Annotated in this window: 14 protein-coding genes; 5 read left to right on the plus strand and 9 right to left on the minus strand. The window is 71.2% G+C overall.

Annotated features, from left to right (window positions below):
* Window positions 1–372 precede the first annotated feature (372 nt).
* The gene (locus FV229_RS20645) at window positions 373–1,722 is read left to right on the plus strand and encodes an MFS family transporter (protein ID WP_147753756.1); all 1,350 of its coding nucleotides are present in this window, start codon (window positions 373–375) and stop codon (window positions 1,720–1,722) included.
* Window positions 1,723–1,763: 41 nt separating this feature from the next.
* Here FV229_RS20645 and FV229_RS20650 read toward each other — a convergent pair whose 3' ends face one another.
* Window positions 1,764–2,303, minus strand: a complete 540-nt coding sequence (locus FV229_RS20650) for a superoxide dismutase family protein (RefSeq protein ID WP_238272903.1) — start codon at window positions 2,301–2,303, stop codon at window positions 1,764–1,766.
* Window positions 2,304–2,448: 145 nt separating this feature from the next.
* On the opposite strand from FV229_RS20650, the gene FV229_RS20655 reads away from it, so the two are divergent.
* The 3 genes from FV229_RS20655 to FV229_RS20665 all read left to right on the plus strand — a co-directional run bounded on the left by FV229_RS20655 (window position 2,449) and on the right by FV229_RS20665 (window position 4,957).
* On the plus strand, window positions 2,449–3,228 hold the full coding sequence (locus tag FV229_RS20655) for a TlyA family RNA methyltransferase (RefSeq protein WP_147753758.1): 780 nt from the start codon (window positions 2,449–2,451) through the stop codon (window positions 3,226–3,228).
* A complete protein-coding gene (locus FV229_RS20660; protein ID WP_147753759.1) occupies window positions 3,215–4,465 on the plus strand; it encodes a class I SAM-dependent RNA methyltransferase in 1,251 nt (416 codons plus the stop codon). The genes FV229_RS20655 and FV229_RS20660 overlap by 14 nt, the downstream gene beginning before the upstream one ends.
* Window positions 4,466–4,705: 240 nt before the next feature.
* On the plus strand, window positions 4,706–4,957 hold the full coding sequence (locus tag FV229_RS20665; protein ID WP_246685484.1) for a hypothetical protein: 252 nt from the start codon (window positions 4,706–4,708) through the stop codon (window positions 4,955–4,957).
* A 35-nt stretch (window positions 4,958–4,992) separates the two neighbouring features.
* On the opposite strand, the gene FV229_RS20670 is transcribed toward FV229_RS20665, so the two are convergent.
* The 8 genes from FV229_RS20670 to FV229_RS20705 all read right to left on the minus strand — a co-directional run bounded on the left by FV229_RS20670 (window position 4,993) and on the right by FV229_RS20705 (window position 12,297).
* The gene (locus FV229_RS20670; protein ID WP_147753760.1) at window positions 4,993–5,211 is read right to left on the minus strand and encodes a hypothetical protein; all 219 of its coding nucleotides are present in this window, start codon (window positions 5,209–5,211) and stop codon (window positions 4,993–4,995) included.
* A 37-nt stretch (window positions 5,212–5,248) separates the two neighbouring features.
* Window positions 5,249–5,554 carry a hypothetical protein gene (locus tag FV229_RS20675; protein ID WP_147753761.1) on the minus strand — a complete coding sequence of 102 codons (306 nt, stop codon included), beginning with the start codon at window positions 5,552–5,554 and terminating at the stop codon, window positions 5,249–5,251.
* A gap of 362 nt (window positions 5,555–5,916) precedes the next feature.
* A complete protein-coding gene (locus FV229_RS20680) occupies window positions 5,917–6,681 on the minus strand; it encodes an SOS response-associated peptidase (protein ID WP_147753762.1) in 765 nt (254 codons plus the stop codon).
* 90 nt (window positions 6,682–6,771) lie between these two features.
* Window positions 6,772–7,776 (minus strand): magnesium transporter CorA family protein, encoded by a 1,005-nt coding sequence (locus FV229_RS20685; RefSeq protein WP_147753763.1) that lies wholly within the window; start codon window positions 7,774–7,776, stop codon window positions 6,772–6,774.
* Window positions 7,777–7,859: 83 nt separating this feature from the next.
* A complete protein-coding gene (locus FV229_RS20690) occupies window positions 7,860–8,720 on the minus strand; it encodes an NAD(P)-dependent oxidoreductase (protein WP_147753764.1) in 861 nt (286 codons plus the stop codon).
* Between the two features lie 34 nt (window positions 8,721–8,754).
* Entirely contained in the window at window positions 8,755–9,564 is an 810-nt protein-coding gene (locus FV229_RS20695; protein ID WP_147753768.1) for an SDR family oxidoreductase, read from the minus strand.
* Window positions 9,565–9,593: 29 nt separating this feature from the next.
* Window positions 9,594–10,361, minus strand: a complete 768-nt coding sequence (locus tag FV229_RS20700) for an enoyl-CoA hydratase-related protein (protein WP_147753765.1) — start codon at window positions 10,359–10,361, stop codon at window positions 9,594–9,596.
* 190 nt (window positions 10,362–10,551) lie between these two features.
* The gene (locus FV229_RS20705; RefSeq protein ID WP_147753766.1) at window positions 10,552–12,297 is read right to left on the minus strand and encodes an acyl-CoA dehydrogenase; all 1,746 of its coding nucleotides are present in this window, start codon (window positions 12,295–12,297) and stop codon (window positions 10,552–10,554) included.
* A 214-nt stretch (window positions 12,298–12,511) separates the two neighbouring features.
* Between FV229_RS20705 and FV229_RS20710 the strand changes: the two genes are divergently transcribed.
* On the plus strand, window positions 12,512–12,903 hold a 392-nt coding region (locus FV229_RS20710; RefSeq protein WP_147753767.1), incomplete at its 3' end, for an L-threonylcarbamoyladenylate synthase.

Genomic DNA, 12,903 nt, shown 5'->3' on the forward strand with positions numbered 1-12,903 from the left:
GCTTATTACGGAGAGCTTGATGAGGGGTAGACTCGTGGGCTCGTATATGTTTATAAGAGACATTTGCCCAGCACCAGGACCGCGGCCGTCACCGTTCCGCGAAAGATCTTGTTCATGGCGTTCGAATCCGTCCCATTCTTGATGAAAGACCGCGTCCTTCGCCGACCGGCGACGTCACCGGCCCGAAACGGCACAGTGCCGGAAAGCGTTCCGTCGTGCCGCGCCGCCCGAGCGAGGGTGCGAGACGCGTGTGACGGCAGCGGTGGGCCGTCCCGCCCGGAGGGTTTCGAACCCTAGGCGGCCCCCCTCCCCGCCTGTAACGTCGCCGGTATCAAGAATGCGCCGTCCCAAGGACGGAGACAGGGAGCCAGCATGTCCGACTTGATCGGGATCGCGCCATCCGCCGAAGACGTGGCGGCCGACCGCCGCCGCCGCATCAAGGCGATCGTCGCGTCGTCTTCGGGTAACTTGGTCGAGTGGTACGACTTCTACTGCTACGCCTTCTTCGCGATCTACTTCGCCTCGTCGTTCTTCCCGAAGGGCGACTCCACCAGCCAGCTACTGCAAACCGCCGGCATCTTCGCCGTGGGATTCTTCATGCGGCCGATCGGCGGCTGGCTGTTCGGGCGCATCGCCGACCGCGTCGGGCGCCGCACCTCGATGGTCATCTCCGTGATGATGATGTGCGTCGGCTCGCTGTTCATCGGCCTGCTGCCGACCTACGAGACCGTCGGCGCCGCCGCCCCCGTCCTGCTGCTGCTGGCGCGCATGCTCCAGGGCCTCTCGGTCGGCGGCGAGTACGGCACCAGCGCCACCTACATGAGCGAGGTCGCGCTCAAAGGTCAGCGCGGCTTCTTCGCCTCGTTCCAATACGTGACGCTGATCGGCGGTCAGCTGCTCGCCTCGCTGGTGCTGATCGTGCTGCAGTTCGCGATGACCGAGGCCCAGCTCCACAGCTACGGCTGGCGGATCCCGTTCTTCATCGGCGCGGGCGCGGCCGTCGTCGCGCTGTATCTGCGCCGCTCGCTCGCCGAGACCGCGGGCTCCGACAAGGAGAACGCCGGCACCTTCTCCGAGCTCGCCAAGCATTGGCGCGCGTTCTGCGTGGTGCTGGCCTACACGGCTGGTGGTTCTTTGGTGTTCTACACCTTCACCACGTACATGCAGAAGTACCTCGTCAACACCGCGCACTTCGACAAGGGCACCGCCTCGCGCACGATGACCGCGGTGCTGCTGGTCTACATGCTGGTGCAGCCGGCCTTCGGCGCGCTGTCCGACAGGATCGGGCGCAAGGCCAACATGCTGCTCTACAGCGGCCTCGGCACGCTGATGGTGGTGCCGCTGATGACGGCGATCGGCGCGACGCAGGACCCCTACGTCGCCTTCGGCCTGATCACCCTCGGGCTTCTGGCGGTGAGCTTCTACACGGGCATCAGCGGCATCGTGAAGGCGGAGCTGTTCCCGACCAAGGTTCGCGCGCTCGGCGTCGGCCTGTCCTACGCGCTGGCCAACGCCACCTTCGGCGGCACCGCCGAATACGTGGCGTTGTGGTTCAAGGAGGCGGGGATGGAGTCGAGCTTCTTCTGGTACGTCACCATCCTGCTGGCCGTCGCCTTCGTCGCCTCGCTGATCATGCCGAACCCGAAGGTCCACGGCTATCTCGACGGCGACGGCACGGTGGAGGAGGCGCTGGGCGCCAAGGGCCGGCTGGCGCGGGCGTAGCGGGTTCCCCTCCCCCCGCAGGGGGGAGGGAAGCGCCTGCGCTACTTGATCACCGCGCAGCCGATGCGGTCGCCCGCGCCGCCGATCGGCTGGGTGGCGTGGTCGTCCTCCTTGGCGTGGACGATGAGCGCCGACCCGTCGCCGTCCTTGAGGCCGCCGTCGCCGGTCAGCGGGGTCTCGCTCGAGACCTCGGCGTTCACCGAGCCGTCGGCCGCCGCGTAGACGTTGGGCAGGTCGCCCTCGTCCGGGCCGTCCGGATTGAGCAGGCCGTGCTTGCTCTGGTCGTGGTTCACGTGGGCCTTGGAGTTCATGAACTTCTCGGTGTCGGAGCAATCGCCGACCGCGTGGAAGTGGATGCCGTGCCAGCCGGGCGGCAGTCCGCCGGCCTTGATCGCGATCCGCATCACCAGCGCGTTGGCGCCGTCGCGGATCGTCAGCGTCCCGATCGGCTCGCCCTTGTTGTTCTTGATCTCGCCGTCGAAGGTCTGGGGCGCCGCGGCCGGGGCCGCCTCGGGGGCCGGCGCGGTCTGCGCGAGCGCTCCGCTCGCGCCGGATGCGAAGCCCGCAAGGGCTCCGAGCATAAGGGCTGCGCGCAACGGCAGGGTGCGTGTCATATGATGGCTCTCCTCTCCACGTCGGGCTAGTTAAGCTCTCGCCCGGTCGTCCGACAGGGGTTTGTTCGATTGCGCCGCCCGAGGCGGCAGAACCATCCGTGACCCAACCCCGATGACGCGAGACAGGATCAGGGCCGACCTCATGCTGGTCGAGCACGGCCATTTCGAGAGCCGCGCGCGGGCGCAGGCCGCCATCGCCGCCGGCCTCGTGCGGGCCGACGGCCGGCCCGTGACCCGCGCCTCCGAACGGCTGCCGCCCGGCGCGGCGATCGAGGCCGCCGCCGCCCACCCCTTCGTCTCGCGCGGCGGCCTGAAGCTCGAGGCGGCTTTGGACGCCTTCGGCGTGGACCCGGCCGGGCTGCCCTGCCTCGACGTCGGCGCCTCCACCGGCGGCTTCACCGACCTTCTGCTGCGCCGCGGCGCGGCCCACGTCACCGCGGTCGACGTCGGGCACGGCCAGCTCCACGCGAGCCTGGCCGCCGACCCGCGGGTGACGAACCGCGAGGGCGCCGACATCCGCACCCTCGCGCCGGGCAGCCTCGACCCCGCCCCGCGCCTCGCCGGCATCGACGTGAGCTTCATCGCGCTCCGCCTCGTGCTGCCGGCTGTGGCGGGGCTGCTGGCGCCGGGTGCGCCGTTGATCGCGCTGATCAAGCCGCAATTCGAGGCCGGCCGCGGGCGCGTCGGCCGCGGCGGCATCGTCCGCGACGAAGCCGTCCACGCCGAGGTGTGCGAGGCGGTGCGCGCGACGCTCGCCGACCTCGGCTTCACGATCCTCGGCCTGATCCCCTCCCCCGTCCGGGGCGGGGACGGCAACACCGAGTTCCTCGTCGGCGCCCGCGCCGCCGGCGCCACCGCCGCTCCCCCCGAAAGACCCGATGACCGAATCTGAAACCGTCACGATCCGCCGCCTCGGCGCGCGCGGGGACGGCATCGCCGACGACGGCACCGCGATCGCCTTCGCGCTGCCGGGCGAGCGCGTCGCGATCCGGCGCGACGGCGCGCGCGGCGAGCTTCTCGGCATCGAGGCGCCCTCGCCCGACCGGATCGCGCCGATCTGCCCGTATTTCACCCGCTGCGGCGGCTGCGCGACCCAGCACCTGGCGCCTGCGCCTTACGCCGCGTGGAAATCCGGGCAGGTCGCCAACGCCCTGGCGCAGGCCGGGCTCGACCGCCCCCTCGATCCGCTGGTGGATGCGCATGGCGAAGGCCGCCGCCGCATCACCCTGCACGTCCGCGAAGTCGAGGGCCGGGCCGAGGCCGGGCTGATGGCCGCGCGCAGCCACGCCCTGGTGGCGATCGACCATTGCCCGATCACCGTGCCGGCCCTGCACCGCGCCCCCGAGGTCGCGCGGGCGCTCAGCGCCCCCCTCGGCCACGGGCGAAAGCCCCTCGACGTCGCGGTGACCGCCACCGAGGCCGGGCTCGACGTGGACCTGCGCGGCCACGGCCCCGTCGAGGCGGGGGTGCGCGCCACGCTGGTGCGGCTCGCCGGCGCGCTCGACCTCGCCCGGCTGTCGCTGCACGGCGACGTGGTGGTGGAGCGCAAGGCCGTCACCGTGGTCTCGGGCGATACGCGGCTGCATCCGCCGCCGGGCGGCTTCCTTCAGGCGACGGCGGCCGGCGAGACGGCGCTGACCGGGCTGGTGCGCGACGCCTTCGCGAAGAAGACCAAGCGCGCGATCGACCTGTTCTCTGGCTGCGGCCCCTTCACCTTGGGCGTGGCCCGCGTCAGCAACGTCCACGCCGTCGAGAGCGAGGCCGGCGCACTCGCCGGCATCGAGCGCTCCTACCGCAGCGCGCAGGGGCTGAAGGGCATCACCACGGAGACCCGCGACCTGTTCCGCCGGCCGGTCCTCGCCCACGATCTCAACGATTACGACGCCGTCGTCTTCGACCCGCCCCGGGCGGGCGCGCAGGCGCAGGTGAAGCAGATCGCCGAATCGAAGGTGCCGCTCGCTGTCGGCGTGAGCTGCGACGCCGGCACCTTCTCCCGCGACGCGGCGACCCTCGTCGCGGCCGGCTTCAGCCTGGAGCGGGTCACCCCCGTCGACCAGTTCCGGTACTCGGGCCACGTCGAGATGGTCGGCGTGTTCCGCCGGGCGGTCGCGGCCCGGCGCCGGCTCTAAAGCGTTTTCCAGCAAGGTGGACGCCGGCTCGCGTGAAGAAAACGCGACCACACCGACAAGAAGGAACGTTTTCCAGAACGGTGGAGGCCGGGTCGCGTGAAGACAACGCTCTTTCGAGCGGCACGACGACGAGCGCATGCGCTCCGGGTCGTCCTTGCGCCGTCCGGTCCGCGCCGTCGGAGAACCAAGTCCACGCCGGCCGGTTCTCTCCGCGGGGGTCGCGGACGAGCGGCAAGCGTGATGCGTTACTACATCGACACGGACGACGGCGACGCCCGCGTGATCGACGAGGCCGGGTTCGACCTTCCGGGACCGCTCGAAGCCCGCACGACGGCGATCGACGCCCTGCCCGACATGGCGCGACAGAAGATCCCGAACGGCGACGACCGCACCTTCTCCGTCAGCGTGCGCAACGAGGCCGGTGGGGTGATCTACAGCGCGGAACTGGTGATGACCGGCACCTGGCACATCCCCCGGCCTCAGGAGGGGTAGTTCCGATGTCCGCGATGAGAGGAGCGCCGCGCCGGCTACGACCGGTCGGCCTCGGCCGTCACGAACGAAAGGCAGCGGGCGCGGACCTGCGGGTCCTTGATGCGATCGAAGGCGCGGACCAGGGCCAACGTCTCGGCATCGCGGGATTCGTGCTCGCCCGGCGAAAAGAATTTGGTGACCGGCTCGTCGAGCGTGCGCGCGATCCGCTCCAGGCTCGCGCGCGCTAGGGATTCGTGAACGCCTGGCTTCTTCACACGATGACCCCTTGGGCTCGGTCTCCTACGGAGCCAATCAGTTGATTTGCACTCCGGCCGCCTTCGGCCCGAGCTCATGGGCGAGGTGGCGCCCGAGGACGACGAGGGCCTGTCGAACGATCTCGGCGGTCTCGTCGTTCCCCGTCGCCTCCGCTTCCAGGTAGGCGGCGGAGAAGTCGTCGACGATCGCGTCGAGCGCATCGGCGCTCAGGTCCGCCAGAAGCGTCCGGGCGGCGGAGGTGGGCGTCGCCGACGCCGTGGCCCGCGTCGGCGCGGCGATCTGCGTGTGGGAGGATCGTATCGCCGCGCGCGACCGCTCGATCGCGGAACGGGACCGTTCCATCAGATCGTTCGCATCGCCGATCCGTCGGCGACTCTGCCGTATCTGCGCGGCGAGGATCGCCTTCTCGCACCAAGACGCCATCATGAACCGGCTCTCACAACTCATACGATCCATCGTCGCGCGCGGGCGGACGTCGGCGGCTTCGGCTCGCACCGGATCTCGGCACGATGGTAGCGAGCGCCGGTCCTCGCAACGTCGCGCCATCCGCGCCTACGACGGTTCTGCCGACACCCCGAACAGTGAGATCCTGGCGGAGGTCACGAGCGCGTGATTTCGGACGCAAGCGTTCGCGTATGCGATCCGGGACGGCACTAACATGGATCAGCGCCGACGCTCACGTTTCCGTGATTGAAGTCCTACGCTTAGAACAGAGACCCCTGCTCGTCCTCGTCGCTGGAGCGCGGCCGCTCGGACGCGGGCAGGTCCGGCGGCGTCGGCGCCGGACGGGGGCGCCCGACCGGCGCGATCAGCGCCGCGTCGTCGTTGCGCACGGCGTTCACCCGGTCGGAGACGGGATCGAGGCGGAGCCAGTCGTCGGGGCACGGGCGGCAGAGGGCCGCCGCCTCGGTCTGGTCCACGTCCCGCGTGTCGAGCCAGGGCGCGACCTGCTCGGGCGAGAGGATCGCCGGCATCCGGTCGTGGACCGCCGCCATGGTGCCGTTCGCCCCGATGGTGACGACGGCCGCCGTGTCGATCTCCGAGCCGTCCGCCCCGAGCCAGGATTCCCACAGGCCGGCGAGCGCCATCGGGGCGCCGTCCGCGCGCGAGATCGCGAAGGGCGTCCGCACGGTGTTGCGGCCTGTGCCCTCGCGGCGCCATTCGTAGAAGCCGTCGGCCAGGAAGACGCAGCGCCGGTGGCGCACCGCGCCGCGGAAGGTCGGCTTCTCCAGGATGGTCTCGACCCGGGCGTTGATCACCAGCGGAAAGGTCTTGGGGTCCTTGAGCCAGCTCGGCCAGAAGCCCCAGCGCACCAGCCGGAAGTGCCGCGCCCCGCCCTCGCCGACGACGATCGGCACCGGCTGCGTCGGGGCCACGTTGTAGCGCGGCGGGAAGTTCGGACGCTCCGGGTAGCCGTAGAATTCGGCGAAGAGTTCGGGCGCCTGGGCGATGAAGAAGCGTCCGCACATTCCCAGGGGCTCCTGTCCGCCGGCGACGCTCGCCTTCTCGCGACGCTCGCCTTTCGCGACGTTCGCACTGCCGCGGCGCGCGACGGCAGCCTACAGCCACTTCTTCCAGCGGAAGAACACGTAGGGCAGCACGGCGGCGACCACCATCATCACCACCGCCATCGGGTAGCCGAAGCTCCATTCCAGCTCCGGCATCGCCTTGAAGTTCATCCCGTAGATCGAGGCGATCAGCGTCGGGGGCATGAACACCACCGCCATGACCGAGAACAGCTTGATGATGTTGTTCTGCTCGAGGTTCACCAGCCCGAGCGTCGCGTCGAGCAGGAACTGGATCTTCGAGGACAGGAAGGTCGCGTGCTCTTCCAGCGACTGCAGGTCGCGCAGCGTCGAGCGCACGTCCTCGCGCAGCTCGCGCGGCGCCTTGGCGGTCCGGTAGGTGGCCGACAGCGAGAGTAGGATGCGCTCCATCGAAACCAGGCTCTCGCGCTGCTTGGAGATCAGGTCGCCGTGGCGGCCGAGCGCCCGCAGGGTGTCCTGGAGCGCGGTGTTCCGGGCGGAGGGGTCGTCCTGGACCTCGAAGATCTTGCCCGAGAGCCGGTCGATGCGCTCGCCCTGGAGCTGGAGCACGTCGGCGGCCCGGTCGATCACCGCCTCGATCAGGCCGGCGAGGATGGTCTCGCCCGAAGGCGTCCCCGTCGGCCCGCTCCCGGTCGCCCGGCCGGCGCGCTGGGTGTACATCCGGAACGCCTGCGGCTCCTCGTAGCGCACCGTCACCAGCTTGCGGCCCTGCAGGATGAAGGTGATGCCGGCGAGCCCCGGATCCTCCGAATCGCTGACCTTCGAGAGCACGCGCCCGGTCATGTAGCGGGCGCCGTCCTCGACGTAGAGCAGCTCGGACGGCTCGATGTCCTTCATCTCCTCCCGGGTCGGCACCTGGATGCCCATGAAGGCCTCGACCTTCAGGTCCTCCTCCCGCGTCGGCTTGATCATGTCGAGCCAGACGGTGTCGTCGGGGATCGCGTCCTGCAGTTCGAGGGGGCGGCGCTCCAGCAGCATCTGGCCGGTGCCGGTGACCGGCTGGTGGATGAAGATCACGAAGGGCGAACCTGGGGATGGGCGCTCGACTGAGCGCGTCTTTGGGTTTCGCGCTCAGTCGAGCGCGTCTCTTTGCCTTGCGCTCAATCGAGCGCGTGCGGCGGCGGCGTGCTTGCATCCGGCACGAAGAAGTCCGGCGCAAGGGGCACGCCGGCGGTGACGCGGTATTGCGAAAAATCCGTGACGCCGTTCTGCGACAGGAACGTGTCGTCGATCAGGAATTGGCCGGTGATCTCGCGAGCCGGCTTCAGAAACAGCGCGTGGGCCGCGTCCGCGACGATCTCGGGCGTCCGGCTCGCCCGCATCAGGGCCTCGCCGCCGAGCAGGTTGTTGACCGCGGCCGTCGCGATCGTGGTCCGCGGCCACAGCGCGTTCACCGCGATGCCCGACCTGCGCAGCTCGCCCGCGAGCCCGAGCACGCACAGCGACATGCCGAACTTCGCCATGGTGTAGGCGAGGTGCGGCGAAAACCACTTCTCCGCCATGTCGAGGGGCGGCGAAAGCATCAGGATGTGCGGGTTGTCCGCCTTCTCCAGGTAGGGAAGCGCGTATTTCGAGACCATGTAGGTGCCGCGCGTGTTGATCTGATGCATCAGGTCGAAGCGCTTCATCTCGGTCTGCTTCGTCGGGGTCAGCGAGATCGCGCTGGCGTTGTTGACCACGATGTCGACGCCGCCGAACGTCTCCGCGGCGCGTGCGAAGGCTTGGCGCACCGAATCCTCGTCGCGCACGTCGACCACCAGCGGCAGCGCCCGGCCGCCGGCCGCCTCGATCGCCGCGGCCGCGGTATGGATCGTGCCCTCGAGCTTGGGGTGCGGCGTCTCGGTCTTGGCCGCGATCACCACGTTGGCCCCGTCGCGGGCCGCGCGCAGGCCGATGGCGAGCCCGATGCCGCGCGAGGCTCCGGTGATGAACAGGGTCTTCTTGGCCAGGGTGCCGGTCATCGCGTCCTCCGCGGGTTCGTGTCGAGGATTCGTGTCACGGCGCGATCCGGAAGCGGGCGGGCCGCGTCCCGTCGGCATCCGTGAAACCGTATTCCGCCGCGACGTCGCCGGCGTGGATCACCAAGCCGGTCCGGGCGATCACGCCGGGGTCGGCGGCGAGCGCCGCCAGGGCGCGGCCGGCGTAGAGCGGGCTCTCGGTGGCGAGCGCACCCTGCCCGAGGTCGCAGACGCGCTCGGTGCGCACGAAGCCCGGCGAGAGCGCGAGCGCCGTCACGCCGTGCGGGCGCAGTTCCTCTCCGAAGGCGAAGGCGAGGCGGTTCGTCGTCGCCTTGGCGAGGTCGTAGTAGACGTCGCCGAGGTAGCCCTCCGCGGTGCCGAAGGAGACCAGCGCGATCAGCCCCGACCCGGCCGCGACCATCGCCGGCGCCACCGCGCGGGCGAGCAGCAGCCCGGGATAGGGGCCGACGCGGGCGAACTCCGCGAACGGCTCCGCCGACCGGCGCCAGAACGGCGTGCCCCAGCCGGTCCCGTCCGGGTAGCTTTCGCCGTCGTAGCCCTCGTTGCCGCCCCAGACACTCGACACCGCCACGTCGATGCGGCCGAAGCGGCGCAGCGTCCAGTGCACGAGTTCGTCGACCGCGCGCTCGCTGGTGTGGTCGCAGAGGTAGTGGTGCCCGTCGCCGCCGGCCGCGTCGACCTCGCGGCTGGTGTCCTCGATCGATTCGGAGCGCTGCTCGGTGCGCGGCCCGGTCTCGCTGGAGCGGGCGGTGACGACGACCGTGGCGCCGGCCTCGCCGAGCGCCCGGGCGATGCCCCGCCCGACGCCGCGCGAGGCGCCCGCCACGAGGCAGACCTTCTGGCTGAGGTCCGGCTTCACGACCTCGGGCCGGGCTTCGACCGGGCGAGGAACGCCCGGAACGCGCCCTGCGCCTCCTCCGTGCGCAGCTGCCGGTCGAACGCCTCGGCCTCGGCGTCCAAAGCCGCCTCGACCTGGGCCTGATCCCCGCGGATCAGCTTTCGCGATGCGGCGAGGGCGCCGCGCGGCAGGGCGGCGAGGCGCGCGGCCTGGGCGAGGGCGTGCTCCAGCAGCATGTCGGAGGGCATCACCGCGTTGACGAGACCGAGCGATTCGGCCGCGTCCGCCCCGAACATCTCGGAAAGCAGCAGCAGCTCGGTCGCCTTGAGGCGCCCGACCCGCCGCGGCAGCAGGTAGCTCGAGGCCGCCTCCGGCACGAGGCCGAGCTCCACGAACGGCATGCGGAAGCGCGCCGCCGGGCTCGCGTAGACGAGGTCGCAATGCAGCGTCAGCGTCGTGCCGATGCCCACCGCGATCCCGTCCACCGCCGCGACCATCGGCGTCGCCGTGCGCGCCAGCTGGCGGATGAAGCGGAGCGAGGGCGCCTCGCTGAAGGCCTTCTCCGCCCGCGTGACGAAGTCGGCGATGTCGTTGCCGGCGCAGAAGCTGCCGGGCATTCCGGAGAACACCACCGCCCCGATGGCGTCCGACGCGTCGGCGGAGGCCAGCGCCTCGCGCATCGCGTCGTACATCGCCCCGGTCAGCGCGTTCTTCTTCTCGGGCCGGTTCAGGACGATCGAGCGGACGCCGTCCGCCCCGTCGGTGATCGTGACCTGCTCGCTCATGTCCGCCTCCCCGCTTCGTTCCAAATCGCGCCGCGAACCGCACCGCTTCCGTCCCAACCCCGTCATCCCGGGGCGCCGCAGGCGAGCCCGGGATCCAGAGCCGCCAACCGTGCTCGAAAAGGCGCCACCTGCGGTTCTGGATTCCGGGCTCCGCTGCGCGGCCCCGGAATGACGGGCGAGGACCTAGGCGTCACCCCGTCAGAACCGCGCCTGCGTCGTCCAAGAACCCGGCGCCGTCGATCACCACCTGGGCCAGGCCTTCCGTCGCCGGCAGCAGGTTCTCGGCGAAGAAGCGCGCCAGCGCGATCCGCCCGGCATGGGCCGGGTCGGTCTCTCCGGCCTTCAGGGCGGCGCGTGAGGCCAGCGCCTCGCGGGCGAGGCAGGCCGCGCCCTGGGCCAGGCCGAACAGGCGCAGGTACGGGGTCGCGCCGGCGAGCGCCGCCTCCGGCCGGTTGGACCTGAGGCTCGCGAGCTGATGGCTCGTCGCCCGGTCGAGGGCTTCGATGCCGGCGCGCAGCCGCGCCGGGGCGTGACCGAGGTCGGAGTCGGCGGCCTTGAGCAGGGATTCGGCGACCCGGCGCATGGCGGCGATCTGCGCCCGCACCGTGGCTCCGTCGTTCAGCGGCAGCTTTCGGCCGGTCAGGTCGATCGCCTGGATGCCGTTGGTGCCCTCGTAGATCCCGAGGATGCGGGCGTCGCGCATCGCTTGCGCCGCGCCGGTCTCCTCGACGAAGCCCATGCCGCCATGCACCTGCACGCCGAGCGAGGCGACTTCGTTGGCGATGTCGGTGGAGAAGGCCTTGGCCACCGGCGTCAGCAGCGAGGCGCGGTCCAGCGCCGCCTTGCCTTCCGGCCCCTCGGCGGCGTCGAGGGCGGCCGCGGTGAGGTAGCAGATGCCGCGGGCGGCTGCGGTGTAGGCCTTCATCGTCAGCAGCATGCGCTGCACGTCCGGGTGGGCGACGATCGGGCTCGCCTCGGCCGAGCCCGCGGCTTTTCCTTGCCTGCGCTCGCGGGCGTAGGCGAGCGCCCGCTGCGTCGCCGCCTCGGCGACGCCGACGCCCTGCAGCCCGACCCCGAGGCGGGCGTTGTTCATCATTGTGAACATGCAGGCGAGCCCGCGATTCTCCTCGCCGACGAGCCAGCCGGTGGCGCCGCCCTGGTCGCCGAAGGCCATCGAGCAGGTCGGCGAGGCGTGGATGCCGAGCTTGTGCTCCAGCCCCGAGCAGCGCAGGTCGTTCTCCGACCCGTCGGGGAGCACCTTCGGCACCAGGAACAGCGAGATGCCGCGGGTGCCCGACGGCGCGTCCTTGAGGCGGGCGAGCACGAGGTGGACGACGTTGTCGGCCATGTCGTGGGCGCCGTAGGTGATGTAGATCTTCGAGCCGACGATGCGGTAGCTGCCGTCGCCGGCCGGCTCCGCGCGGGTGCGAAGGGCGGCGAGGTCCGAGCCGGCCTGCGGCTCGGTCAGGTTCATCGTCGCGGTCCACTCGCCGGAGACGAGCTTGCCGAGGTAGCGCGCCTTCAGGTCCTCGGAGCCGTGCGCCGCCAGCGCCTCGATGCCGCCGGCGGTCAACAGCGGGCACAGGCCGAAGGCGAGGTTGGCGCCGTTCCACATCTCTGTGCAGGCGGCGTCGAGCACTTGCGGCAGGCCCTGCCCGCCATGGTCCGGATCGGCGGTGAGCCCGTTCCAGCCTCTGGCGACGAAGGTCTTGTAGGCGGCGGCGAACCCCGGCGCCATGGTGACCACGCCGTCCGAAAGCGTCGCGCCGTGGCGGTCGCCGACGCGGTTCAGCGGCGCCAGCACGTCGCCCGCGAGCCGCCCGGCCTCGGTCAGGATGGCGTCCGCGTCCTCGACGCTCACCGCGCCGGCGCCGTCGAGGCCGGCGACGTGGCGCAGGGTGAACACCATCTCGGATACGGGCGCGCGGTAGCTCATCGGCATGTCCTCCCGCCCGGCGCGGTTCGCCCGCGCCTCGGCGTCTCGTTTGACCGTCGCCGCGGGGCCGCGTTAGTGCAGCCCCCGAAAGACCCGGCCGCCGGCTTTCCGCGCAGCCCGACCCCTCTTCCGTGAGAGGCGCTTCGGCCCACGCCCTCCGCTGACGGCATACGCCCGAACCGGCCCCGCCGTCACCGCCGGAGATGGTTTATATATGAACGATCTCGCGTCAATCCCTGCGCCCGGCGCGACGACCCAGCTTTCCGGCGACGGAGCGGGCGTGGCGGAGGCCGCGCGCCTGATCCGGGCCGGCGCCTGCGTCGCCTTCCCGACCGAGACCGTCTACGGCCTCGGCGCCGACGCCACCGACGCCGAGGCGGTCGCCGGCATCTTCGCGGCGAAGGCGCGCCCCCGCTTCAACCCGCTGATCGCGCACCTGCCCGACCGTGCGGCCGCCGAGGCCGAGGGTCGCTTCGACGCCTTCGCGCTGCGCCTTGCCGAGGCGTTCTGGCCCGGTCCCCTCACCCTGGTGGTGCCGGCGACCGGCGGCACCCGCGTCTGCGACCTGGCGCGGGCCGGCCTGCCGAGCGTCGCGCTGCGGGTGCC

The sequence above is a fragment of the Methylobacterium sp. WL120 genome (assembly GCF_008039465.1).
Classification (GTDB): Bacteria; Pseudomonadota; Alphaproteobacteria; order Rhizobiales; family Beijerinckiaceae; genus Methylobacterium; species Methylobacterium cerastii.

Coding starts and splice junctions, on each gene's coding strand:
- FV229_RS20645 (WP_147753756.1), top strand. CDS start 373: ATGTCCGACTTGATCGGGATCGCGCCATCCGCCGAAGACGTGGCGGCC.
- FV229_RS20650 (WP_238272903.1), bottom strand. CDS start 2,303: ATGCTCGGAGCCCTTGCGGGCTTCGCATCCGGCGCGAGCGGAGCGCTC.
- FV229_RS20655 (WP_147753758.1), top strand. CDS start 2,449: ATGACGCGAGACAGGATCAGGGCCGACCTCATGCTGGTCGAGCACGGC.
- FV229_RS20660 (WP_147753759.1), top strand. CDS start 3,215: ATGACCGAATCTGAAACCGTCACGATCCGCCGCCTCGGCGCGCGCGGG.
- FV229_RS20665 (WP_246685484.1), top strand. CDS start 4,706: ATGCGTTACTACATCGACACGGACGACGGCGACGCCCGCGTGATCGAC.
- FV229_RS20675 (WP_147753761.1), bottom strand. CDS start 5,554: ATGGAACGGTCCCGTTCCGCGATCGAGCGGTCGCGCGCGGCGATACGA.
- FV229_RS20680 (WP_147753762.1), bottom strand. CDS start 6,681: ATGTGCGGACGCTTCTTCATCGCCCAGGCGCCCGAACTCTTCGCCGAA.
- FV229_RS20690 (WP_147753764.1), bottom strand. CDS start 8,720: ATGACCGGCACCCTGGCCAAGAAGACCCTGTTCATCACCGGAGCCTCG.
- FV229_RS20700 (WP_147753765.1), bottom strand. CDS start 10,361: ATGAGCGAGCAGGTCACGATCACCGACGGGGCGGACGGCGTCCGCTCG.
- FV229_RS20705 (WP_147753766.1), bottom strand. CDS start 12,297: ATGAGCTACCGCGCGCCCGTATCCGAGATGGTGTTCACCCTGCGCCAC.